The organism is Bacillus sp. T17B1, from assembly GCF_026796395.1.
In the GTDB taxonomy this organism is placed as follows: Bacteria; Bacillota; Bacilli; order Bacillales; family Bacillaceae; genus Bacillus; species Bacillus spizizenii_A.
In genome coordinates this window covers 1-25,862 of the sequence record NZ_JALAYA010000034.1, presented here as the reverse complement: position 1 = coordinate 25,862, position 25,862 = coordinate 1, and the positions used below count along the sequence as shown (strand labels likewise).

Below are 25,862 nucleotides of genomic sequence, written 5' to 3'. Positions count from 1 at the left end.
ATGATCAATAGCATTCAGTGGGAATATATTTTCAACACAAAGCTGGCCATTGAATCGTTTCCTTATGTCATAAAAGGCATTGGGTATACGCTGCTCATCTCTTTTGTGAGCATGTTTGCGGGAACGGTGATCGGCCTGTTCATATCACTCGCCAGAATGTCTCAGCTTGTCTTGTTAAGATGGCCGGCCAAGCTCTATATCTCTTTTATGCGGGGCGTTCCGATTTTGGTGATCTTGTTTATCCTTTATTTTGGATTTCCTTATATCGGCATTGAGTTTTCCGCTGTCACAGCCGCTTTAATTGGCTTTAGTCTTAACAGCGCTGCATACATTGCGGAAATTAACCGTTCAGCCATTTCATCCGTTGAAAAAGGACAGTGGGAAGCCGCATCCTCTCTCGGTCTTTCCTATTGGCAGACGATGAGGGGGATCATTTTGCCGCAATCAATCCGTATTGCGCTGCCTCCGCTTGCCAATGTATTGCTCGACTTAATCAAAGCGTCCTCTCTCGCTGCAATGATTACAGTGCCGGAATTGCTCCAGCATGCGAAAATCATCGGCGGCAGAGAGTTTGATTACATGACCATGTATATTCTGACCGCTCTCATTTATTGGGCCATCTGCTCAGCAGCGGCAGCTTTTCAGAATATCCTTGAGAAAAAATACGCTCATTATGTTTAAACAAACGTTTCATTAAAAAAAGCCGCTCCTCAGGAGACGGCTTTTTTCCTATTGATTCAGCTTCCACTTGAACGGATTCTCAAACAGCGACCAGTCGGAATCAAATTCATACTCTGTCAGCAGGCATTGATCAAGCTCTTTCGTGATCGCTTCTTCATCCAAATCTGTTCCGATAACCACCAGCTGCGTCAGTCGGTCGCCGAATTCCGGATCCCACTCCTCCAAGATTTCCGGCTCCTGCTGTCTGACTTGCTCCTGCTCAAGCTTCGGCAGCGCCGCCACCCAATACGAAACAGGCTCAATTGTAACCGACGGACCTGCTTGCGACATCAGCAAAGCGAGATTGTTATGCGAGGCGCACCAGACAATTCCTTTGGCACGAACCACATTCTTTGGCATTTGATCCATCCAATGATAAAACCGTGTAGAATGAAACGGCAGGCGTCTTTTATACACAAAAGAAGAGATGCCGTATTCTTCTGTTTCCGGGGTGTGTTCCGTATGGCCTGCTGTCAGTTCTTGAATCCAGCCGGCTGACCCGCTCGCTTCCTCGAAGTTAAATAACCCTGTATGCAAAATTTCTTGCGGTTTTACATTTCCTTTGACGGAACGAATGAATTTGGCTCTTGGCTGCAGTGTGCGAAGCACTTTTTCAAGCTGTTCAAGCTCTTGCTCACTGACCAAGTCACATTTATTCAAGATCAGAACATCACAAAACTCGATTTGATCGATCAAGAGGTCGGCAATGTCTCTTTCATCCTCTTCCCCCAACGCTTCTTTGCGATCCAGAAGACTATCGCCTGACTGATAATCATGCCAAAAACGGTTGGCATCAACCACTGTCACCATCGTATCCAGCTGACAGAATTTTGTTAGGTCGATCCCCATCTCTTCATCGATATAAGAAAAAGTCTGAGCCACCGGGATTGGTTCACTAATTCCTGTCGATTCGATGACGATATAATCAAACCGTCCGTCTTTTGCCAGCTTCTCGACTTCAATTAATAAGTCTTCACGAAGCGTGCAGCAAATACAGCCGTTTGACATTTCCACAAGCTTTTCATCTGTTCTGGAAAGGCCTCCTTCCTGTTTAACTAAGCCTGCGTCAATGTTCACCTCACTCATATCGTTGACGATGACCGCTATTTTTAAGCCTTCACGATTTTGCAGAATGCTGTTCAGCAATGTTGTTTTTCCCGCGCCAAGATAACCGCTCAGTACGGTAACCGGTATTTTTTTCATATTAATGCCCCCTCATAAAATAGAATCATTACGATTTAATTTGTATGCTTCGCCGTATATGCAATGGTGTAAGCAGCTTTTCGTGCTCCGGAAATATTTCTCGCTGTCAGCCCGATTTCTCATTCAGCAAAGGCTCCCATCACATATAAGCCTTTTCCTCATTGTAAATCCTTGCCAACAAACGAAAAACCGCAGCGTGTATTGATTCAATCAGAAAACTCCTCTCATCTATAAATCGTAACGATTACTATTTATTTTGAACGCTTCACCGATTAAAATCAAGAGAAAATAAAAAAGACACGCACAAAGACGTGTCCGTCAAAACCTAAGCATCAGCCGGGCTGCTTTCCGCGCTCCAGCTTTTTCTCCAGTAATAGCCTGCGGCAAGCACGAGTGCAAACGCCAGCAGCGCGATAAAGGAAAACGTGACAAAACCGATGGCATATGTGCCTGTCATCTGCTTTAACGATCCTAAGATGTTCGGCAGGAAAAACCCTCCGATGCCGCCGGCCGCGCCGACAATCCCCGTCACCATGCCGATTTCTTTGCGGAAGCGCTGCGGAACGAGCTGAAATACGGCTCCATTACCCATTCCAAGCCCCATCATTCCGACAAACAAAAGAACGATGACCATTGAGAGAGACGGCAGGCTGCTGACCCCGGCCATACATAGGGCCACGATGACAAACAATACAGAAAGCACTTTTGTGCCGCCGACACGATCGGAAATCCAGCCCCCGACAGGCCGGAAAAAGCTTCCCGCCGCCACACATAATGTAACGAAATCGCCCGCATGAATTTTTGACAGCTGGTATTGATCGACAAAGAAAATAGATAAAAAGCTTGATAGCCCGACAAATCCACCGAAAGTGACACTGTACAGCAGGCAGAAGAACCATGTTTCCTTTTTCCCGAACACATGCAGATAGTTTTTAAGCGGCTGAGGCGCAGGCTGTGCAGGAGAATCCTTTGCCATGGACACAAAAAGAATATAGACGATTAATAAAGGAATAAGCGCAATTCCCATGACAATGTGCCAGCCGAACTGCTCTGCAAGACGCGGGCCAAACAGGGTTGCAAATAAAGTGCCGCTGTTCCCCGCGCCGGCAATGCCCATCGCAAGCCCCTGCAAATGAGGCGGATACCACCGGCTTGCCATAGGCAGCGCAACGGCAAAGCTTGCCCCCGCCACGCCTAGCAGAATCCCGATGGCATACAGCTCAGAAAGTGAGCGGCCGCCAAATGTCACCCACAGCAGGGGAATCATTGTCACCAGCATCCCGATCATTGCCGTTTTTTTCGGTCCGATTCTGTCCGTTAAAATACCTAAAATGATACGAAACACAGATCCTGATAAAATCGGCACAGCCACGACAAGCCCTTTCTCAAAAGGAGATAAGCCAAAATCCTGAGAAATATAAACACCCAGCGCCCCAAGCATAACCCATATCATAAAACTCACATCAAAGTATAAAAAGGAACAGAGCAAAGTGAGTGGATGACCGCTAGTTTTCAGTTCCGACAGCTTCATAAGATTCCCCTTTCTTGACCCTCTATTATTTTGAATTTTCTCAATCAAGAATATATGACCATTTTTTTCTGGAAAAGACATGTGTAAGTTTTTGTGACACGTTTAATGCGTTAACAGAGCATTGTGACATAATTTTTAATAGGAGAACACTTACACGCTGTGTCAAAGGAGGTCTGGTACATGAAGAAACAAAGATTAGTGTTAGCAGGGAATGGAATGGCCGGAATTCGCTGTATTGAAGAAGTTTTAAAGCTGAATCGCCAAATGTTCGAAATTGTCATTTTCGGAAGCGAACCGCATCCCAACTATAATCGCATTCTCCTATCCTCTGTATTGCAAGGTGAGGCGTTACTCGAGGACATTACACTGAACAGCGAGGATTGGTACGACAAGCACGGGATTACTCTTTACACAGGCGAAACGGTTGTTCAAATTGATACAGATCAGCAGCGGGTCATCACGGATCGGAAACGCAACCTGTCTTATGACAAATTAATAGTGGCAACAGGCTCCTCCCCTCATATTCTCCCCATTCCCGGGGCGGACAAAGAAGGCGTCTACGGATTTCGAACAATAGAAGACTGCCAAGCGTTGATGAACATGGCCAAACACTATCAAAAGGCAGCGGTAATCGGAGGCGGCTTATTAGGGCTGGAAGCCGCAGTCGGTTTACAGCATCTCGGCATGGATGTCAGCGTCATTCATCACTCAGCAGGCATTATGCAAAAACAGCTCGATCAAACGGCGTCGCGGCTGCTGCAGTCGGAGCTGGAGCGGAAAGGCTTAACCTTTCTCTTGGAAAAAGACACCGTATCCATTTCTGGCACCTCGCGGGCAGACGGCATCCGTTTTAAAGACGGCTCTTCATTGAAAGCAGACTTGATTGTGATGGCGGCTGGCGTAAGGCCGAATATTCAATTGGCTGTGTCAGCCCGAATCGCAGTAAACCGCGGGATCATCGTGAATGACTATATGCAGACGAGCGAACCGAATGTGTATGCCGTCGGGGAATGCGCCGAGCATAACGGAACGGTGTATGGTTTGGCAGCCCCGCTTTATGAACAGGGAAAAGCTCTCGCCAAACATATTTGCGGTGTTCCATGTGAGGGGTATCAAGGGTCAGCACCATCTGCAGCTTTAAAAATAGCTGGAATGGATGTGTGGTCAGCTGGAAAGGTTCACGAGGATGAACGCACGACGAGTATTAAAATCTACGATGAACAAACAGGCATTTATAAAAAAGCACTTTTTGAGGATGACAAACTGGCCGGCGTTATTTTATTCGGAGATACACGCGACAAGCAGCGATGTCTCGACAGCCTGCGCAAACAAAGAGACATTTCCATTGTCAAAAAGCAGATCTTTGAACCGGAGAAAACCGGCACTTTATTTGATTCCATGCCTTCCAGCGAAACGATTTGCCAATGCAACTCAGTGACGAAAGGCGCGATTGAAGAAGCGGTGCACACGAAAGGCCTCACAACTGTTGAGGAACTCAAGCACTGCACCAAAGCATCTGGGTCCTGCGGAGGGTGCAAGCCGCTCGTTGAAGACCTTTTGACATATTTGACCAGCAGCGAATATACAGAGCCCGCTGGCACTCCTTCGTTTTGCGGCTGTACTGATTTTACAGAAGACGATATCATTGCCGAACTTCAGCGCAGGCCTTTCACTCATCCGGGAGAAGCGATGAGCCGGCTTGGCTGGAAAACGAAGGATGGATGCGGCAAATGTGTTCCGGCGATTCAATACTACCTGGAAATGCTTCATCCCGGTTTTGTTCAGCCTGAGTCAGCCGCCGAAGATACATGCATCCTCATTCCGCAAATGTACGGCGGGCGAACAAACGCGGAGCAGCTAAGAAACATCGCCAATATCATCGAGGCATACAGCATCTCTGACGTATCCATCACTCACGGCCAAAGACTGAAGCTTTCAGGGATCAAACCTGCGGATCTCCCAAACATCAAAAAAGACCTGAAAATGCCCGTACACTCAAACGAGCACCACCGCGCGCTGCAAAGTGTCAAAGCATGTACATGCGGACAAAACCGATCGATTCAACAGCTGGCAGCCCATATCGAGAGACATCTTGAGATGCTTTCCATGCCCGCTTATATTTCTATCAGCTTATCATGCGAAACAGACTGCACCGATGCCGCCATACAAGATTTTGGCGCGATTCAGACCCAAGCTGGCTGGGACATTTACATCGGCGGCGTCCGGGGAACTCATGCCCGTTCCGGAGCTCTGTTTTGCGTTACAGACAACGCTGACAGCACGGCCGGCATGATCAAAGGACTGATCCAGTATTACCGTGAGACAGCTCATTACTTAGAAGCCGTTCACCAGTGGATGGACCGTCTCGGGATCGTGCATATCAGAGAAGTGCTATTTGAGGATGACCTTAGGACACAGCTGCTGCATAGCCTCCAAACAGACCTGGTACTGATTCAAAAACCGCCTGTACAGGCTGGCGCACATAAGAAAGGATGAGACATTTTGACTGAACGACTGCTTAGATATTTCCGAGATAAACAGCAAGACATCCAATCAGAAAAAACGTATGACACCCAATGCCCGTTTTGCAGCATGCAGTGCAAAATGCAGCTCGTGGAACAAACCATCATCACTCGGAAAAAGTACACAGCGATCGGGATTGATAATCCTACGACACAGGGCCGGTTATGCATGAAGGGCATGAACGCCCACCAGCATGCCCTGAACTCCTCCCGCATCACCCGGCCGCTGCTGAAGAAGGACGGTGAATTCATGCCTGTTTCCTGGGAAGAAGCACTGAATCATATCAAAGACCAAGTGACTGTGATTCAACACGAACACGGCCATGATGCCATGGCTGTATACGGAAGCGCTTCGATTACGAATGAAGAAGCGTATTTGTTAGGGAAGTTCGCACGGGTTGGCTTACAGACAAAATACATCGACTACAACGGGAGGCTTTGTATGTCCGCCGCAGCAACCGCAGCTAACCAAACATTCGGTGCGGACAGAGGCTTAACGAATCCCTTATCAGACATTCCCCACACCCGTGTGATCATTCTGGCCGGGACCAATATTGCGGAATGCCAGCCAACAATTATGCCGTATTTTGAAAAAGCGAAAGAAAACGGCACTTACATCATTGCCATTGATCCGCGTGAAACAGCAACAACGAAAATCGCTGATCTTCATCTGAAAATCAAACCCGGCACAGACGCTGCCCTTGCGAACGCCCTCGTCAAAATCATAATCGACGAACAGCTCGTAAACGAAGATTTCATTCGATCACGAACAAATGGATTCGCAGAGCTGAAACAGCATATTGACGCGCTGAGCCTGAATGATATCTCCGAAAAGACGAGTGTCCCGATAGCGCACATGCGAAAAGCCGCAGTGAAGTTTGCCAAGGAAACCTCCGGCATGCTGTTTACAGCACGCGGGATCGAACAGCAAACCGATGGAACAGCGGCTGTAAAGGGTTTCTTAAACATGGTGCTCATCACAGGAAAAATCGGCAAACCTTACTCGGGCTATGGGGCGATCACCGGACAAGGCAACGGGCAAGGCGCCAGAGAGCATGGCCAAAAAGCCGATCAGCTCCCGGGCTACCGTTCGATTGAAAATGAAGAACATCGGTCGCATATTGCGAAAGTGTGGGGAATCCATCAGAATGATCTGCCGCGAAAAGGTGTCTCAGCCTATGAAATGATAGAAAAAATTAATGACGGTGACATCAAAGGGCTGTTCCTCATGTGCTCAAACCCTGCGGTCTCCAGCCCAAATGCAAATCTCGTGAAAAAAGCTCTGAGAAAACTGACATTCTTTGTCGCGATCGATTTGTTTATTTCTGAGACTGCGAAATACGCAGATGTGATTTTGCCCGCCTCCTCTTATTTAGAAGATGAGGGCACCATGACAAATGTCGAAGGCCGCGTGACTTTGAGAGAAGCAAGCCGGCCGTGTCCCGGTGAAGCAAAGCATGATTGGCAGATCATTTGTGAGATCGCATCCGCTCTCGGGAAGGGCCGTTATTTTTCTTACACGTCAGCAGAGGATATTTTTAATGAATTGAGAGAAGCAAGCCGAGGCGGGATTGCTGATTATTCAGGCATCACATACGACAGGCTCAGACGTGAAGGCGGCATTCATTGGCCATGTCCGGAACCTGATCATCCCGGAACAGGGCGTTTGTTTGCGGACTCATTTGCACACCCGGATCAAAAAGCAGCACTAAGTGTGATTCCAATCGAACCGGCTGTTCCAAAAGAAAATCCGACAGCCGATTATCCGCTGTATTTAACGACAGGCAGGGTCATGGCCCATTACTTAACAGGCGTCCAAACGAGAAAAAGCGCCGCCCTTGCCGCGAGACACTTTGAATCATTTATGGAAATTCATCCACAAACAGCAGAGACCTACAATATCAAGGACCGTGTACTGGTAAAAATAGAATCCCCTCGGGGAAGCATCATCGTCCGCAGCAAATTATCAGAACAAATCAGAAAAGACACCATTTTTGTTCCCATCCACTGGGCAGATGCTCAAAATGTGAATTATTTAATCGGCGAAGCTTTAGATCCAGACTGTAAAATGCCCGGTTTTAAGGTATGCGCCGTCCGAATCAGACCTATTTAAATTTTTCATAAATTTTTTAGAACTTTTCGTATATTTTGTTACATTTTATAACATGTATCTTAAATATTCCTTTTTGCTGTGCTACGCTGAAAAAAACATTGATAAGGAGCGGATCATCTGATGGGAAAAAAACAGCTAGTTCTTGTTGGAAATGGAATGGCCGGGGTAAGGGCCATTGAAGAAATATTGAGTGTTGCAAAAGACGAGTTTCAGATCACAATTTTCGGTGCCGAACCGCATCCCAACTACAACCGAATCCTTTTGTCAAAAGTGCTTCAAGGCGATACAGATATTAAAGATATTACGTTAAACGATTGGGACTGGTACGAAGAAAACAATATTCAATTGTATACAAATGAAACAGTCATCAAAGTGGACACGGAAAACAAAACAGTCATCACAGATACAGACAGAATCCAGCCTTACGATGAGTTGATCCTGGCAACAGGCTCTGTCCCTTTTATCCTTCCGATCCCGGGCGCAGACAAAAAAGGGGTAACAGCTTTCCGGGACATAAAAGATACAGACACGATGCTCGCCGCGTCAAAACAATATAAAAAAGCGGCCGTCATCGGCGGTGGCCTCCTTGGTTTGGAAGCCGCACGCGGACTATTGAATCTAGGTATGGACGTGTCTGTCATCCACCTCGCGCCATTCCTCATGGAACGCCAGCTTGATGCAACGGCAGGACGCCTGCTGCAAAACGAGTTAGAAAAACAAGGCATGACCTTTTTACTTGAAAAGCAAACCGAAGAAATTGTCGGGGATGGCCGTGTTGAAGGTCTCCGCTTCAAAGACGGCACTAGCATTGAAGCTGATTTAGTCGTGATGGCTGTCGGCATTCGCCCGAATACACAGCTTGGCGCAGAAAGCGGCGTTCCGGTTAACCGCGGAATCATTGTCAACGATTATATGCAAACTGAAATCCCGCACATTTATGCGGTCGGCGAATGCGCTGAGCACCGGGGAATCGCATATGGGCTCGTGGCGCCGCTCTATGAACAGGCAAAAGTGCTGGCGAAGCATATTTGCGGCATTGAAACAAAACCGTATGAAGGCTCCGTTCTCTCCACTCAGTTAAAGGTTTCAGGTGTCGAGGTCTTCTCTGCCGGTGACTTTAACGAATCAGATGAGAAAAAAGCGATTAAGGTTTTCGATGAACAGGACGGCATCTATAAAAAAATTGTTCTGAAAGGCAATCAAATTGTCGGTGCTGTTTTATTTGGCGACAGCAGCGAGGGCAATCGCTTACTTTCTATGATTCAAAAAGAAGCCGATATTACTGAAACCTCTAAAATATCAATCTTACAGCCTCTCAACCAAGAAGCAGGCACGAGCATTACCGCAGCGATGAGCGACGATGAAATCATCTGCGGCTGTAACGGCGTGTCAAAAGGTGCAATTATTCAATCCATACAGGAAAAAGGCTGCTCGTCAACGGATGAGATCAAAGCATGCACCGGTGCATCCCGCTCATGCGGAGGCTGTAAGCCGCTCGTAGAAGAAATCCTCCAGCATACGCTCGGATCAGACTTTGATGCGTCAGCGCAAAAAGAAGCGATTTGCGGCTGCACCACATTGTCGAGAGACGAAGTCGTAGAAGAAATCAAAGCCAAAGGGCTGTCACATACAAGAGAAATCATGAACGTGCTCGGCTGGACAACGCCAGAAGGCTGTTCCAAATGCCGGCCGGCCCTGAACTACTACTTAGGCATGATCAATCCAACCAAATATGAGGATGACCGGACATCCCGCTTTGTTAACGAACGAATGCACGCCAATATTCAAAAAGACGGAACATATTCAGTCGTTCCCCGGATGTACGGCGGCGTGACCAACTCCACAGATTTGCGCAAGATCGCCGATGTCGTCGACAAATATGAGATCCCGCTCGTGAAAATGACAGGCGGCCAGCGAATTGATCTTATCGGCGTGAAAAAAGAAGACCTTCCGAAGGTATGGGAAGATCTTGATATGCCGTCAGGCTACGCGTACGGAAAGACACTGCGCACAGTCAAAACATGCGTAGGCGAGCAATTCTGCCGCTTCGGCACGCAAGACTCCATGGCACTGGGCATTGCGCTTGAAAAAAAATTTGAAGGACTGAATACACCTCATAAAGTGAAAATGGCCGTGTCTGCCTGCCCGCGGAACTGTGCGGAATCCGGCATTAAGGACCTTGGTGTTGTCGGGATTGACGGAGGCTGGGAGCTTTATGTCGGCGGAAACGGCGGAACTCATTTACGTGCCGGTGATTTGCTGATGAAGGTGAAAACAGATGAAGAAGTCTTAGAATACGCAGGCGCTTACCTGCAATATTACCGGGAAACCGCGAACTATCTGGAGCGTACTTCCGCATGGCTTGAGCGCGTCGGTTTATCCCATGTCCAATCCGTGCTAAACGATCCGGAAAAGCGGCAGGAGCTGAACGACAGAATGAATGAAACACTCTCTGTCCACAAGGATCCTTGGAAGAACTTCCTGGAAAACAAACAAACCTCTAAAGAGTTATTTGAAAATGTCGTGACCACATCATAATGACAAAAAACAATCATTGAGGAGGAATGGACATGGTAAACAAAGACGGAACAAAAGTATGTATCGGGAAAATTGAAGAATTGCCTGAACAATTAGGCAAAACAGTGTATATTGAAGATAAGGAGCTTGCGGTTTTCAAGCTTTCAAACGGAAGCATCCGCGCCATCGAAAACCGCTGCCCGCATAAGGGCGGCGTCCTGGCGGAAGGGATCGTCAGCGGAGGATATGTTTTCTGCCCAATGCACGACTGGAAAATCTCCTTAGAAGACGGAATTGTCCAAGAACCAGATCACGGATGCGTCAAAACATACGAAACGCTGATCGAGGGAGACCATGTTTATCTCGTATATTGATCAAAAGACCGGATCACTTTTAAGTGATCCTTCATTTTTTACAGTGACGGAAGGATGACATGATCATGAAGAACGGAATCGTATATTTCGTGGGAGCGGGTCCCGGCGATCCAGGGCTCCTCACCATCAAAGGAAAACAGGCGTTGGAGGAAGCAGATGTTATTTTATATGACCGCCTCGCCAACCCGAAGCTGCTCGAATTCGCATCACCGGACTGCCAGTTTATTTATTGCGGAAAACTGCCAGACCGCCACTTTATGAAACAAAGAGAAATCAACGCCCTGCTGGTTGAAAAAGCATCAATGGGGTTAACCGTTGTCCGTTTAAAAGGCGGAGATCCGAGTGTATTCGGCAGAGTCGGCGAGGAAGCAGATGCTCTTCATGAGCACGGCATCCGTTATGAAATAGTGCCGGGGATTACTTCTGGAATTGCAGCGCCGCTATATGCGGGCATCCCCGTTACACATCGGGATTTCGCATCGTCTTTTGCCATGATTACTGCGCATGATACATCTTTAAAAGGCACACCGAATCTCGACTGGGAAGGACTTGCCCGGAGCGTTCAAACCCTTGTCTTTTACATGGGCGTCAAGAATTTATCATATATTTGCCAGCAGCTCATCGCATACGGAAAATCGCCTTCTGTCCCTGTCATTGTGATCCAATGGGGTACGTGGGGCCGGCAGCGGAGCGTGAAAGGATCGCTTGAGAATATTCAGCAAAAAGTACAGGAACACCAAATCACAAACCCTGCGATTATCGTCATTGGAGATATCGTTCATTTTCAAACACACAGCTGGTTTGAAAGCCAACCACTCAACGGCCAGCACATAATGGTTGCCACTCATGGCGAGGATGAAGACCCGCTTGCAGACAAGCTGCGTGCTTCCGGTGCCGATGTCATCGAATGGCCGAAATGGCGGACTGAGAACATGCCTGTCAATGAAGAGATTCTTCGAAAGATCGGCACCTTTGAAGACATTTTCTTCACATCTCGCCGTGCGGTTTGTGAATTTTTCAAAGCACTGGCTTCTAAGAAAATCGACATCCGCCAGCTGACAGCCCGCCTAAGTGCGGCATCTGAACATGCAGAGACGGAGCTTAAAAACCGGGGGTTCCTCATCTCAGCCATTCAGCCTGATTCAGAAAAACGTCTTGTAGTCGGGAGTCGGCATGCAGTGGAAAACATGAAGAAGCATGAGTCCTGTTCGTTTTATATCACTCATGAAAACGTCATAGATGATCGATTCACCCACATGATTCAGCGAACCATCAGTGAATCTCCGCTGCACATGATCATATGCCCAAGCAAACCGTCCGTTCAGCAATTGATCAGCGCAGTCGAACAGATTGGCATTTCGCTGGAACCATCAGCAAGCCGGCCTCCTATCGTCTGCATAGGCGATAATCCAGCTGCCGGCACCTATGGATTCACAGCGGTCCAAGGACAGGATGAATTGTTTGAATTGATTCAGAATCAACAGGCGGAAAAAAAGCTTCTTCACAGCTGATTGCTCGCAGCCCTTTCCTTAAGGGCTGTTTTATTTATGCACCAATTTTTTGTGATGAGTTGAATACATCGCCATGTTCTCGGCCTTAGGGTCCAAATAAGCCTTCGCGCTGTTGACCGCTGTCGGGCCTTCCGTAAAGCCGCCGGCAATCAACCTCAGTTTACTTTCATAAAAAGCCGCGTCACCCGCAACAAACACACCCGGAAGATTCGTCCGCATATGTCTGTCAGCTTTCACCCTGCCTTCTTCAATCTCAAGCCCCCACTCCTTCATCGGTCCGAGATCAATTTTGAACCCATGGTTAATGATCAGGTCGTCAACCTCTATGTCTTTTCTATGGCCAGTCGCAGTATGACAAACAGCCACACTTTGGATGCGCTCTTCATCGCCGCTCAGCTGTTCCAGGCGATAAGGAGTGAGTACCCGCACCGATGATTGCTTCATCTTCGTCACGCTGCTTTCCATTCCGCCAAATTCCTCGCGCCGGTGAATGACAGTCACAGACGCCGCAATCGGTTCCAGCTCATTGGCCCAATCGACTGCAGTATCACCGCCGCCTGATATTACGACCCGCTTTCCTTTAAATGCATCAAGCTTCTCCACTCCATAATGAAGATTTTTGCCCGCATACCGGGTCGCATCCTCACTGTCAAACTCATTGACCTCAAGGGTTCCCATGCCGACAGCTAAAATCACGGTACGTGTATAATGCTTTTCTCCTTCAGAACTTGTTAGCACAATGGTGTCGTCTTCCAAGCGTTCAAATCCGGTTACACGCTGATTCAGCACGATATCAGGATCAAACGTCGCCGCCTGCTCCATCAGCTGCTTGACAAGCTGCTTCCCTGCAATTCCCGGTATTCCGCTGATATCGCGAATGATTTTCTCAGGAAAGAATAAAGACACCTTCCCTCCAAGCCGCGGCAAAAATTCGATTACTTTCGTTTTCAGCTCCCGCATTCCGCAGTAAAAAGCTGTAAACAGCCCGATCGGCCCCCCGCCTATAATCGTAACGTCATATACCTCTTGATACTCAGCCATCCGTCCTGCCTCCGTTCACCTCTATATCTAAACCGTTTTAATTGAGAATGAATATCAATGCAAAGTATATCATATTTCCCGAGCCTTTGTTTATTCATTTCTTCCCTTGTGGTCAATTGTTGAAAACTCTATAATAGGCAGAAAACAAATGGGAGAAACAGATGAAAAGACGAGTCGAAACAATCACTCTCGAAGGACACAAAATGGAATATTCTGTAATAGGCAGTGGAGCCCCCATTCTTGTCATGCATGGCGGGCATTCAAATTGTTACGAGGAATTCGGATACACGGCGCTGATTGAGCATGGGTATTCCATCATCACGCCTTCAAGGCCAGGCTATGGACGGACGTCAAAAGAGATTGGAAAAAGTCTGGCCGACGCCTGCCGTCTCTATGTGAATATATTAGATCATTTACAAATCGACAGTGTCCATGTGGTGGCCATCTCAGCAGGAGGGCCGAGCGGCATAAGCTTTGCCTCACATTATCCGGAAAGGGTAAACACTCTGACCCTGCAATCCGCGGTCACCAAAGAATGGCTCACCCCCAAAGATACTGAATATAAAATGGGGAAAATCCTCTTCCGCCCGCCGTTGGAAAAATGGATGTGGAAGCTGATTTCTTATCTAAATAACGCCTTCCCGCGTTTGATGTTTCAAGCCATGAGCCCACAATTCAGCACACTATCGTTTCAGCGAATCAAGTCTATGATGGATGAAAAAGACATAGAAGCATTTCGGAAAATGAACAGCCGGCAGCGCTCAGGTGAAGGATTTCTGCTTGACTTGTCACAAACAGCCGCTATCTCTTCAAAAGAGCTGCAGGCCATCTCATGCCCCGTACTGATTATGCAAAGTGTTTATGATGGGTTTATCGACAAGTCACATGCACATTATGCAAAAGAACATATTCCTGACGCTGTTCTCTGTCTGCTTCACTCATGGGGACACCTGATTTGGCTCGGGAAAGAAGCTGCCGAAACAGATAGAATCATACTTGAATTTTTGGAATCCTAAACAAAGTGAAACAATCCTTCCCCCTCCTCCGTCAAACAAGCAGTGCCCTTTTTCTGGTATGATAAGAGGCAGCTTACCATGAGCGGAGGTTTTATTGTGACAGCACAATCATCTTTTCTTCAGCTGAATTCTATTTTTATCAGCATTTTAATAGAAGCCATTCCGTTTATTCTGATTGGCGTCATACTTTCCGGAATCATTCAAATGTTTGTTTCTGAAGAAATGATTGCAAGGATCATGCCAAAGAACCGCTTTCTCGCCGTTTTATTCGGTGCGCTAGCCGGCGTATTATTTCCCGCCTGCGAATGCGGTATTATCCCGATTACAAGGCGGCTTCTGCTAAAGGGGGTTCCTCTGCATGCGGGCGTTGCGTTCATGCTGACCGCGCCGATCATCAATCCTATCGTCTTATTTTCTACTTTTATTGCGTTCGGGAATAGATGGAGCGTTGTCTTTTATCGGGGCGGACTGGCGCTCGCCGTTTCGGTGATCATTGGGATCATCTTATCCTATCAATTTAAAGATAACCAGCTTTTAAAGCCTCATGAACCCGGGCAACACCATCATCATCATCACCACACCCTGTTACAAAAGCTGGGTGGGACGTTGCGTCATGCCATTGATGAATTTTTCTCCGTGGGGAAATATTTAATTATCGGCGCCTTTATCGCAGCCGCTATGCAGACGTATGTCAAAACATCCACACTGCTTGCGATCGGGCAGAATGATGTATCCTCTTCCCTTGTGATGATGGGGCTGGCGTTTGTCTTATCGCTTTGTTCAGAAGTTGATGCGTTCATCGCATCTTCCTTCAGCAGCACATTTTCATTAGGATCGTTAATTGCCTTTCTCGTGTTTGGTGCGATGGTGGATATTAAGAATCTATTGATGATGCTTGCGGCCTTCAAAAAACGATTTGTTTTCCTGCTGATTACGTACATTGTCGTGCTCGTCTTGGCGGGATCACTATTGGTAAAGGGGTGATTGAGTGTTTCGTCTATTGGTGCTGATGGGATTTACGTTTTTCTTTTATCATCTGCACGCCTCAGGAAATCTTACAAAATATATCAATATGAAATATGCCTATCTTTCCTTTATTGCGATCTTCCTGTTGGCCATTTTGACAGCCGTTCAAGCATATGTGTTTATCAAATCGCCGGATAAAGGCGGGCATCACAATGATCATGATTGCGGGTGCGGCCATGATCACGAGCATGACCATGAACAAAACAAGCCATTTTATCAGCGTTATTTGATTTATCTTGTTTTTCTTTTTCCTTTGGTGTCGGGAATCTTCTTCCCGATTGCGACGCTTGACTCATCCATTGTCAAAACAAAGGGGTTCTCGTTTAAAGCGATGGAAAGTGGAGATCATTACTCCCAAACACAGTATTTGCGGCCTGACGCCAGTCTTTATTATGCGCAAGACAGCTACGACAAACAGATGAAACAGCTGTTTAATAAGTATTCCAGCAAGAAAGAGATTTCTCTGACCGATGATGACTTCCTAAAAGGAATGGAAACCATTTATAACTATCCGGGTGAATTTCTCGGTCGGACGATTGAATTTCATGGATTTGCGTATAAAGGAAATGCGATTAACAAAAACCAGCTGTTCGTATTGAGGTTTGGCATCATTCACTGTATCGCTGATTCCGGCGTATACGGGATGCTTGTGGAGTTTCCAGAGGACATGAACATCAAGGATGATGAATGGATTCAAATTAAGGGCACGCTGACCTCAGAATATTACCAGCCATTCAAGTCGACTCTCCCTGTCGTGAAAGTAACCGACTGGAATACCATAAAAAAACCTGATGATCCGTACGTTTACAGAGGATTTTAAGTGAAGACGAAACCAGTACAAGTACTGGTTTCTTTTTTATTTCTTTTTCATCAGCATCAAATCAAGATACAGCTGGCACCGCGTCCTGAAATCGTTCAAATCGATCGACGTCATTTCGGTAATCTGTTTGATGCGGTAATTCAGTGTATTTTGGTGAATAAACAGCTGTTCAGCTGCAGGTTTTGTTTTGCAGTTATTGAGGAGGTAGATTTCCAAGGTTTTAAGCAGCTCGGTGCTGCTTTCTTGGTCTTTCGCTTTTAATAAAGCCAAATCCTTATTCTCGTATTCTAAAAATTCGTTTTTCTGTTCGATGCTTTCTAAATAGCGGTAAATGCCGAGTTTGGCATATTCATATGGAATGTTTTCCTGATTGCCGGTGATTTCTGCGGCTTTGATGACTTCAAGTGCTTCTGTATAACTCTTGCCGAGTTTTAAAAGGTGATCATATTCATTTCCGATACCGATATAAATAGGGGTAGGTATTTTCTGAAAGTGAAAATGTGTTAACAGCTTGTTAATAAATTCTGAAGCTGCCGAGGAGACGGAGCTTTTTGGGGAAAAACTCGCAACGACGATGACAATATTTGATTCGATCGTTAAGACATGACTGACTTTATCCCGTAAATTCAGGTATGACCTGATATTTTCCTTTAAATCCTCAACCGCTTCCCCATCTCCATTCGCTGCGTGCAGGATCACAACTGAAAACATGGAAGGCAGCACGGTGTTGATTCTTTCGGCTTCCCGTCTGAGTTCCTTCTCAGTGGTAAATTGCTGATAAATCGCCCGTTTAATGAGATCTTCTGCTTTTTCTTCCTTTTCCTGTTTCAGCTTATTCGTTTTATAAATGATTTTCCCGACATGGAAAGAGGTCTCATACAAAAAGTCGAGTTCTTCTTCAGTCAGATTTTGGTCCAGCTCTTGAACCCAGATGTAGCCCATGACTTCCCCTTTGTGCTTTGCACTCACGACCACCCTCTGGTTTAACCCAATGCTTTCAATTTTATTGACGCGAAAAGGCTCAGGTTCGGTTTTCAGTTTTTCAATGATTCCATCCTTCAGGAACCTCTCGAAAATCTGCACCGGACATTTTTTTGAAAAAATAGTCTGCTGGTTGGCAGAATCAAAATGGTTAATATAGTAAGAATTATAGGCTAACAAAAAGAAATCCGCGCTTTCCAGTATGACTGGTTTTTGCAGTTCATAACTGATAAAATCAATCAGCTTATCAACATCTGAAAATGAAAAAACTCTCTCTAAAAGCTCTTCCATACCTTTTTCTCCTATACTTTTTTTACTTTAATCATATCCATACGGGGGCTTTTTGTATAGAAAAAAATACGTTTGTTTCCAAAAGAAAAAAACATCTGCTTAAAAGGAGAAAAGAGGAAAAAGGGACAATCCCTTCCTCCTCCTTTCCCTGTTTATTGTGACATTGTATCTTGGTAGTCTTTAAACTGGTCTGCGACAGCTTGTGACGGAGCCTGCGTCAATACACTGACGATAAAGACAGATAATAGACTCGCAGCAAAACCAGGTATGATTTCATACAGAACGTCCGAAAGACCGGCATTCGCCCAAATGATTACAGTTGCTGCTCCCACAATCATGCCGGCGAGTGCCCCCCATTTGGTCATTCGTTTCCAAAACAGACTGAGCAGTACAACCGGCCCGAATGATGCACCGAAGCCCGCCCAAGCATAGCTTACCAATCCAAGGATTGTATTATTTTTCTCCCAAGCAAGGAATAATGCGATGACAGAAATCACAAGCACAGCCATACGGCCCAAAAACACCAGCTCTTTATCAGATGCTGAGCGTCTGAACATCGACTTATACAAATCTTCTACCAGAGAGCTTGATGTCACAAGCAGCTGGGAAGAAATTGTACTCATAATTGCGGCCAAAATAGCTGAAATCAGAAAACCTGTGATAATCGGATGGAACAAAATATTCCCTAATTGAATAAAAATCGTCTCAGGGTCCTTCAGTGTCAAGCCATTCTTATGGTAATAAGCGATTCCGGCCAAACCGGTCAGCACAGCGCCAACTGCCGACAAAATCATCCAGCCCATCCCGATTCTGCGCGCTCTTTTGATCTCTTTGACAGACGTTATCGCCATAAAACGCACAATGATATGCGGCTGGCCAAAGTATCCCAAACCCCAGGCAAACAAAGAAATAATGCCAAGGACGCTTGTTCCTTTGAGCATATTAAACATATCTGGGTCAACAGAGCGGATTTCAGTAACGGTTTCACTTGCTCCCCCCGTGTGGAAAAACGTAACGATCGGAACAAGGATAAGTGCGGCAAACATAATGATTCCCTGAACAAAATCTGTCCAGCTGACTGCCAAAAAGCCGCCAAACAGGGTATATACCACAACCACACCAGTCACAACCCACAAGCCTGTATGATATTCCATCCCCAAAATACTGTTGAATAAAACCCCGCCGGATACCATTCCAGACGAAACATAAAATGTGAAAAAGACTAAGATCACAATCCCTGAAAACAGTCTCAGCAGCTTCGAATGGTCTCCGAAGCGATTCTCTAGGAACCCGGGAATTGTGATGGAATTCCCCGCTTGTTCAGTGTAGGTTCTCAGGCGTGGCGCAACATAGAGCCAGTTCGCCCATGCTCCAAGGCAAAGTCCGAATACAATCCAAACACCGCTCAGACCTGTTGAAAACATGGCACCCGGGAGCCCCATCAGCAGCCAGCCGCTCATATCGGCAGCACCGGCACTGAGAGCGGTTACCGCTGGACCCAAAGAGCGTCCTCCAAGCATGTAATCCGTCAGGTTTGACGTGCGCTTGTAAGCAAAGTAGCCGATCAGCAGCATCCCCGCCATATAAATACAAATCGAAATAATCAGCTGTGTGTTTTCTATGGCACTTCCTCCTCTTTTTTATGGTATATGGATGAAATGGACATCCCCGCAGGGAGGATGCCCATTTAGTCCCGCTTTAGAACATTTCACTGATTGTTTTAGCCTGCATGTGCAGTGCCAAGTAATCCGGTCCGCCTGCTTTTGAATCCGTTCCGGACATTTTGAAGCCGCCAAACGGATGGTACCCGACGATAGCGCCTGTACAGTTGCGGTTGAAGTACAGATTTCCGACATGGAATTCCTGTTTCGCACGCTCGATGTGCTTACGGTTATTAGTGATAACTGCGCCTGTCAAACCGTATTCAGTATTGTTTGCGACTTCTAAAGCTTCATCAAAGTTTGACACTTTAGAAAATGCAACGACAGGTCCAAAAATTTCTTCCTGCATGAGTCGTGCTTTCGGATCAAGGTCAGCGAAGATCGTCGGTTTGATGAAGTATCCTTTCGAATCGTCACCAGTGCCGCCGCTTACTAAACGCCCTTCCTGTTTTCCGATCTCAATATAGCTCATAATTTTATCATAAGAACCTTGGTCAATGACAGGTCCCATATAAACATCCGCACTGTCAGGTTTTGCTGTTACTTTAGATTCCGTAATTTCAATGACACGCTTCAATACCTGATCATACACTTTTTCATGGACTACTGCACGTGAACCTGCAGAACATTTTTGTCCCGCAAAGCCGAACGCTGATGTAAAGATGGATTGAGCTGCCAATTCAATGTCCGCATCCTCATCGACAACAACCGTATCCTTACCGCCCATTTCAGCGATAACACGCTTTAAGTGCTGCTGTCCAGGCTGAACCTTCGCCGCACGTTCAAAAATTCTCGTACCCACTTCTCTTGACCCCGTAAATGTGATAAGGCTTGTTTTCGGATGGTCCACAAGGTAGTCACCGACTTCCGCTCCGCTGCCAGGAACAAAGTTGACTACGCCTTTTGGCAATCCGGACTCTTCTAGGACCTCAACGAATTTTGCAGCAATGACAGGTGTAGCACTCGCAGGTTTTAGAACTACTGTGTTTCCAGTAACGATCGGCGCCACTGTTGTTCCTGCCATGATCGCAAACAAGAAGTTCCAAGGCGGAATAACAACTGTTACACCAGTTGGTGTGTACACATATTGGTTTTTCTCGCCTTCACGGCTGTTGACCGGTTTGCCTTTTGCCAGTTCGATCATTTGGCGCGCATAATACTCCATGAAGTCAATCGCTTCAGCTGTATCAGCGTCCGCTTCGTTCCAAGGCTTTCCTGCCTCTTTTACAAGCAAAGCGGAAAATTCATGTTTTCTTCTGCGGACTTTAGCAGCAGCGCGGAACAGGACAGCTGCTCTTTCTTCAGGAGACGTGTATCTCCACTCTTCGAACGCTTTCGCAGCCGCTTCAATTGCTTGCTCAGCGTGCTCTTGAGTAGCTTTTGACACTCGGCCGACGATTTCTTCTTTATCTGCCGGGTTGATCGAAACGATTTTCGCTTCTGTTTCCACTCTCTCGCCGTTAATGACTAGCGGATAGTCTTTACCTAAATATTCGCTTACTGTCGCAAGCGCTTTTTTAAACGCTTCCACGTTGTTTGGATCCTGGAAATTTGTGAATGGTTCGTGTTTGTAAGGTGTTGTCATATTAATCTCTCCTTTTTTTACTTCTTTGTCATTCCTTTGAAAGCGAATGCAATGTTTGACGGACGTTCTGCAAGGCGTCTCATAAAGTAGCCGTACCAATCTTCGCCGTATGGCAGGTAGACTCTCATGTTATAACCTTCTTTTACGAGGCTGAGCTGGGTTTGCGACCGCATGCCGTACAGCATCTGAAATTCAAACTGGTCATTGGCGATGCCATTTTCTTTGGCAAGCTGCTTTGTATAATCGATCATTTTGTCGTCATGTGTGGCAATCGCTGTATAGTGACCGTTTAAGAGCTGCTTTCGGATGATTTTTTTGTAATTTTCATCGACATCGCTTTTCTCCGGATAAGCTACTTTTTCTGACTCTTTATAAGCTCCTTTTACAAGGCGAAGGAACGGGTTTAAAGAATCTAAATCGTCAATATCTTTTTCCGTCCGATACAGATAGGCTTGCAGCACTGTGCTAACATATTCGTATTTCTTTCTGAAATCTTTGAAAATATCAAGCGTTTTCTGGCATCTGACTTCATCTTCCATGTCGATGGTGACCATAATTTTATGCTTCTCGGCCGTCTGGAGGATTTTCGTCATATTTTCATACACCAGATCCATATCTATATCCAGACCTAGAGACGTCATTTTTAAAGAAACGTGTGAGTTCAGCTGCTGATCCGCAATCGTCGCAATGGTTTGAATACATTCTTCCGTACGCTCCCGAGCGACCGCAGCGCTGTTTACAAACTCGCCTAAATGATCGACAGTAACTGACAAACCTTGGCTGTTAAGCTGTCGAATGGTCGGGATTGAACTGTTAAAATCATTCCCTCCGATAATTTTACCCGCTGCTACTCTGCTTCCCCAGTTCTTTGCCATTTTATTGAGAAAGCCGCTTTTGGATAAAAATAAGAAAAAATCTCTTGTGATCACTTCCAACCTCAACACCCCGCAATCTAAGAAGTATTTGTATGAGTTTATTGTAAATGGACAAAACCAACGTTCACAATATTCTCGAAATACAAAGAATCTGATTATTTTTGTGGTTTTGCCACAATCAGATAGTTAGAAAGTCGGGGAATCCTGTCGAATAATAGAGAAAGGAAGCGACAAAAATCATCAGCTTCCTCCATCCTTCCACACTTCTTCAACCGTATTCAAAAACAAACGATTCAATTTAGGTGTCATATCCTTGTGTTCTGCTTTCAGCGTTTTTGCCGCTTCCATGATTCTTTCAATTTCCGTTTCAATGAATTGGTGAATGACTTGAATTCTTGCTTCGAGATCAAGCTCTTCACCTCTTTTTTTCCTTTCAAGCAAGGTTTCCATTTCTGCCTTCAGCTCTGCGTCAGTAACAAGTTCATTCATCAGAACAGTAAAATCCATTGGCGGAATGGTTCCGTGCTTTTCAATCCATTTGCAAGCCAGAATAGGCCGAAGCACGTAGAAATACTTTTTGATTTTAACCTCTTGCCCTTGAAGGTAATCTTTGACGTTCCTTCTCGCCATATTGATATAGTGGTACACGCTTGCTTCAGGCTTAAATGCCTCCGTGCGCAGTTTTCTTAACTGCTCTGCAGTCGTAAATGCTTCGTAGTACACAATGTCTGAGGACAGCCATTCAAGGAGCGGCGGGTTTGATTTTTTGAAGAGGCGCAGCGTCTTTCTCAGCTCCCAGCCGCTGATATCCAGCAAATCGTGAATCGGTTCCTCAATGACATCACGCTCCTGCTCAATTGAAAAATACCATTCCTTTTTCGGCACATAAATAAAGCGGACATCGTAATCACTGTCCTGCGACGGGAATCCCCATGCGCGGCTTCCTGACTCAACGGCATATACGATTTTGACTCCGTATGAAAGCTCAATTCGTTTTAATTCATCAATGATCCTTTGTTTCATTTCTATTCGTCTCCAGTCTGTTCTCATTCCTGCAGTTTGCAGAAAAAAACCGCCAGATGTTGTGCGGCGGCTATTCACGTTTATCAGCCTTTAAGATGCTGCTTAAAGAAAGCAAGTTTTTCTGTTTGAAAGGCAGGGATATACTCATGCCCGAAGTAGCGGTACACTTTGAGCTCTTTCTCTGTCTCCAAGTGGTTGTATGCGGCAAACACGGTGGACGGCGGCGTGACCTTGTCAATCAGACCGATCGACATCAGAACAGGGACCTTCACTCGGTCAGCGAGATTCATAATATCGAAATATGAAAGTGTCTTCATCGCCTTCTTTTCCGTTTCCGGGCTGCCATTTCTTCTAAAGAAGGAATTGATTTCAAGGTACGGCTGTTCAAGCGCGACATCAATGGCCCGTTCAAAGTTGCTTAAATAAGGATAATCGGCAACCGCGGCTTTCGGAATGTCTGACAGAGCCGCTGCGGCAATGGTTAAGCCGCCTCCTTGGCTTCCGCCTGTCACACCGATTCTTGTTTCGTCAACATCGTCAAAGCTGCTGATGACTTCAAGCGCGCGGACAGCGTCCAAATAAACGCCCCGGTAATAGTATGTATCTTTATCAAGGATTCCTTTCGTCATCCAGCCCAAAGCATGACCATGCGGAGAAATACTCGTATCCTCGCTGCTCTGCTGGCCGCGGACAAGCATGCCGAATGCGGCGTAACCGTGGAGCGCCCAGTTTACCATCTCATGAATCTCACCGTCATAGCTAGCGTTGTAGCCATGATATTTGACGATCGCCGGATGCGGCCCTTCCTTGTCAGGCACTGCGTACCATCCGGCAATGCTGGCGTTCCCGAAGCTTTTATATGTGAGGCGGTACACCTTGACTCCATCAGCAGGATAATCAACCAGCTGTAAATGAGGTGCTGCTTGGACTTTTGCAAGTTCATCCAAAGACGATTTCCAAAACTCAGAAAAATCGTTCGGTGCTGTTTTTTCAGGCTTATACGTTTGCAATTGGTCGAGCGGCAGATCGAAAAGTTGCATTTCCGATTATTCCCCTTTGTTTTATAAGATTTAGTTTGTATTCCTATATTACCATTTTCAAGACCTGTTTTCTAAATATTTTCGCTTTTGTTTTCCAAACAGCCTTCATCAAACGTTTGTTTAAGACTATCCCGGCTCAGTTCCATAAAGGCCTGGGCTGTCAGGCTGATGTAGCGATTCTTTAAAAATACAAAGACGAGGGTTCGTGATGGCGCGGATTCAATAGATAAATAGATCACACCCGGATCTTTATCCCTTCTGACCATATTCGGCGCCATTGTCACACCTAAGCCGTTGGCCACAAGAGATTGGGCAGTTTCAATATGGCTCGTTTTAAAGGCAGTATTCGGCTTAAAGCCGCTTTTCGCACAGAGATCGAGAACTGTCCTGCGAAATCCGAAACCTTCTTTTAACAGAATAAATGGCACGTGCCTTACCATTTCCAGAGGCACGCACGGCTGGCGGCCCTCCTCACCTTCCAGCGCTTTCTCAATCAGCGCGGTCATTTCAGGCGGCATCCACCTTTGCTTTTCCTTCGGCACTGCGAGAACAATCGGTTCCGTGAGCAAGGGTATAATGGAGAGCCGCTCATCCTCGATCGGCAAGGATAAGACAGAAAGGTCAACCTCTCCCTTTGCTGTCATCTCCTCTAAACAAACCGGATCTTTTTCAACAAGCTGAACCTCCACATGAGGATAACGCGCCAAAAACTGCTTCAGCAGAGGCGGAAAGAGATATCTCCCCGTTACTGCGGGAATTCCAATGGAGAGCTTGTGCCCGAGCCCCTGCGACCTCTCCTGCATCTCCCGGAGCAAGTCATCTCTAGAACGAATGATGTCCTCGGCTTTTTCAATGAAACGCCTGCCGTGGGGTGTCAGCGTAACAGAGCCGTGGGATCTATGAAAGAGAGTGAGCCCAAGCTCAGCCTCAAGCTTTTTGATTTGCTGGCTGAGTGACGGCTGAGCGATATGAAGATGCTCCGCTGCCTTTGTAAAGCTTTGTTGCTTGGCAATTTCCGCTGCATATTCCATCACTTTAATATCCATACCAGCCTCCATAGGTTGAACCTATCGTTTTTATCATTTTTATATCTTGGACGAATCGTAACAGAAATTGCTAACATAATCCATAATAACATTTGCAAAAAAAGGAGATGGCTTTGATGACAAATGAAACACCGTTTTCTAAAAACGCTGAGATGTACCGGGATGAGAAGGTATTTGCCCAGGGGGAAGATTTAGGGGTAATGATCAAAATGGCGGAATGCCGGGCTGAGCAGCGGGTGCTGGATATCGGAGCGGGTGCTGGCCATACAGCGCTGGCATTTTCCCCATATGTACAGGAGTGCATCATCGGTATTGATGCGACAAAAGAGATGGTAGAGATTGCGTCCTCCTTTGCGCAAGATAAAGGAGCAGGAAACGTACGCTTTCAGCTAGGAACCGCAGAGTCACTCCCCTTCCCCGACAATTCATTTAATCTCATCACCTGCCGATACGCGGCCCACCATTTTTTAGATGTCCGCAAAGCCGTCAGCGAAGTTGCACGCGTGCTGAAAAAGGACGGACGTTTTCTCTTGGTCGATCATTACGCGCCTGAAGATTCCGTTCTTGATGAATTTATCAATCAGCTGAACCGGCTCCGAGACCCTTCCCATGTCCGCGAAAGCTCATTATCAGAATGGCAGTCGATGTTCACCGCTAATCAGCTGGGCTATCAAGAAGTCCAAAAGTGGAATTTGCCGATTCAATACGAAAGCTGGATCAAGCGGAGCGGAACTCCCGCCGACCGGGAAAAGCAAATCATCACCCACCTGAATGACGCCTCAGACGAAGCACGTGACATGTTCCACATCAAAATGAATCAGAACGGACAGCCCGGCTCGTTTTGCTTAAAAGCGATTTTGATACAGGGCATAAAACGATAAAAAAAGCCGTGCGCACTGATATTATCCCCTCTAAGTAGACAGTGTAAAAAGCCCACTTTTCAAAAGTGGCTGTTACACTATACTT

20 protein-coding genes are annotated in these 25,862 nt (G+C 46.3%); 10 read left to right on the top strand and 10 right to left on the bottom strand.

Annotated features, from left to right (window positions below):
- Window positions 1–681: an amino acid ABC transporter permease gene (locus MOF34_RS16260; RefSeq protein ID WP_019713271.1), complete on the top strand. Its 681-nt coding sequence runs from the start codon at window positions 1–3 to the stop codon at window positions 679–681.
- A 48-nt stretch (window positions 682–729) separates the two neighbouring features.
- Here the strand turns inward: MOF34_RS16260 and zinU are convergent, their stop codons facing one another.
- Entirely contained in the window at window positions 730–1,923 is a 1,194-nt protein-coding gene (gene zinU, locus MOF34_RS16255) for a zinc metallochaperone ZinU (RefSeq protein ID WP_268400862.1), read from the bottom strand.
- 325 nt (window positions 1,924–2,248) lie between these two features.
- Window positions 2,249–3,454, bottom strand: coding sequence for an MFS transporter (locus tag MOF34_RS16250; RefSeq protein WP_268400860.1), 1,206 nt, complete (start codon window positions 3,452–3,454; stop codon window positions 2,249–2,251).
- A 180-nt stretch (window positions 3,455–3,634) separates the two neighbouring features.
- Here MOF34_RS16250 and nirB point away from each other — a divergent pair, with 180 nt between their 5' ends.
- The 5 genes from nirB to cobA all read left to right on the top strand — a co-directional run bounded on the left by nirB (window position 3,635) and on the right by cobA (window position 12,491).
- Window positions 3,635–5,950 (top strand): nitrite reductase large subunit NirB, encoded by a 2,316-nt coding sequence (nirB, locus tag MOF34_RS16245; protein WP_268400859.1) that lies wholly within the window; start codon window positions 3,635–3,637, stop codon window positions 5,948–5,950.
- Window positions 5,951–5,956: 6 nt separating this feature from the next.
- Window positions 5,957–8,089, top strand: coding sequence for an assimilatory nitrate reductase catalytic subunit NasC (gene nasC / locus MOF34_RS16240; RefSeq protein WP_268400857.1), 2,133 nt, complete (start codon window positions 5,957–5,959; stop codon window positions 8,087–8,089).
- A 120-nt stretch (window positions 8,090–8,209) separates the two neighbouring features.
- Complete coding sequence (gene nasD, locus MOF34_RS16235) at window positions 8,210–10,627, top strand: NADPH-nitrite reductase (RefSeq protein WP_268400855.1); 2,418 nt, start codon at window positions 8,210–8,212, stop codon at window positions 10,625–10,627.
- A 32-nt stretch (window positions 10,628–10,659) separates the two neighbouring features.
- Window positions 10,660–10,980, top strand: a complete 321-nt coding sequence (gene nirD / locus MOF34_RS16230) for a nitrite reductase small subunit NirD (RefSeq protein WP_268400853.1) — start codon at window positions 10,660–10,662, stop codon at window positions 10,978–10,980.
- 59 nt (window positions 10,981–11,039) lie between these two features.
- Window positions 11,040–12,491, top strand: coding sequence for a uroporphyrinogen-III C-methyltransferase (cobA, locus tag MOF34_RS16225; RefSeq protein WP_268400852.1), 1,452 nt, complete (start codon window positions 11,040–11,042; stop codon window positions 12,489–12,491).
- 30 nt (window positions 12,492–12,521) lie between these two features.
- On the opposite strand, the gene MOF34_RS16220 is transcribed toward cobA, so the two are convergent.
- Window positions 12,522–13,532 carry an NAD(P)/FAD-dependent oxidoreductase gene (locus MOF34_RS16220; protein ID WP_268400850.1) on the bottom strand — a complete coding sequence of 337 codons (1,011 nt, stop codon included), beginning with the start codon at window positions 13,530–13,532 and terminating at the stop codon, window positions 12,522–12,524.
- Between the two features lie 161 nt (window positions 13,533–13,693).
- Here MOF34_RS16220 and MOF34_RS16215 point away from each other — a divergent pair, with 161 nt between their 5' ends.
- From MOF34_RS16215 to MOF34_RS16205, 3 genes are all read left to right on the top strand, one after another.
- Window positions 13,694–14,548 (top strand): alpha/beta fold hydrolase, encoded by an 855-nt coding sequence (locus tag MOF34_RS16215; protein WP_268400849.1) that lies wholly within the window; start codon window positions 13,694–13,696, stop codon window positions 14,546–14,548.
- A gap of 96 nt (window positions 14,549–14,644) precedes the next feature.
- Entirely contained in the window at window positions 14,645–15,532 is an 888-nt protein-coding gene (locus MOF34_RS16210; protein ID WP_268400874.1) for a permease, read from the top strand.
- Window positions 15,533–15,536: 4 nt separating this feature from the next.
- The gene (locus MOF34_RS16205; protein WP_019713259.1) at window positions 15,537–16,394 is read left to right on the top strand and encodes a TIGR03943 family putative permease subunit; all 858 of its coding nucleotides are present in this window, start codon (window positions 15,537–15,539) and stop codon (window positions 16,392–16,394) included.
- A gap of 36 nt (window positions 16,395–16,430) precedes the next feature.
- Here MOF34_RS16205 and putR read toward each other — a convergent pair whose 3' ends face one another.
- From putR to MOF34_RS16170, 7 genes are all read right to left on the bottom strand, one after another.
- Window positions 16,431–17,666 (bottom strand): proline utilization transcriptional regulator PutR, encoded by a 1,236-nt coding sequence (gene putR, locus MOF34_RS16200; protein WP_268400847.1) that lies wholly within the window; start codon window positions 17,664–17,666, stop codon window positions 16,431–16,433.
- A 152-nt stretch (window positions 17,667–17,818) separates the two neighbouring features.
- Window positions 17,819–19,273: a sodium/proline symporter PutP gene (gene putP / locus MOF34_RS16195; protein ID WP_419901035.1), complete on the bottom strand. Its 1,455-nt coding sequence runs from the start codon at window positions 19,271–19,273 to the stop codon at window positions 17,819–17,821.
- A gap of 91 nt (window positions 19,274–19,364) precedes the next feature.
- Window positions 19,365–20,912, bottom strand: coding sequence for an L-glutamate gamma-semialdehyde dehydrogenase (gene pruA, locus MOF34_RS16190; RefSeq protein WP_019713256.1), 1,548 nt, complete (start codon window positions 20,910–20,912; stop codon window positions 19,365–19,367).
- 17 nt (window positions 20,913–20,929) lie between these two features.
- Entirely contained in the window at window positions 20,930–21,841 is a 912-nt protein-coding gene (gene putB, locus MOF34_RS16185) for a proline dehydrogenase PutB (RefSeq protein ID WP_080010228.1), read from the bottom strand.
- 186 nt (window positions 21,842–22,027) lie between these two features.
- Window positions 22,028–22,810: a nucleotidyltransferase domain-containing protein gene (locus MOF34_RS16180; protein ID WP_268400846.1), complete on the bottom strand. Its 783-nt coding sequence runs from the start codon at window positions 22,808–22,810 to the stop codon at window positions 22,028–22,030.
- Window positions 22,811–22,893: 83 nt separating this feature from the next.
- Entirely contained in the window at window positions 22,894–23,850 is a 957-nt protein-coding gene (gene cah / locus MOF34_RS16175; protein ID WP_019713253.1) for a cephalosporin C deacetylase, read from the bottom strand.
- A 71-nt stretch (window positions 23,851–23,921) separates the two neighbouring features.
- The gene (locus MOF34_RS16170; protein ID WP_268400845.1) at window positions 23,922–24,896 is read right to left on the bottom strand and encodes a LysR family transcriptional regulator; all 975 of its coding nucleotides are present in this window, start codon (window positions 24,894–24,896) and stop codon (window positions 23,922–23,924) included.
- A 116-nt stretch (window positions 24,897–25,012) separates the two neighbouring features.
- Between MOF34_RS16170 and MOF34_RS16165 the strand changes: the two genes are divergently transcribed.
- Window positions 25,013–25,777, top strand: a complete 765-nt coding sequence (locus MOF34_RS16165; RefSeq protein ID WP_268400844.1) for a class I SAM-dependent methyltransferase — start codon at window positions 25,013–25,015, stop codon at window positions 25,775–25,777.
- Window positions 25,778–25,862: the final 85 nt, after the last annotated feature.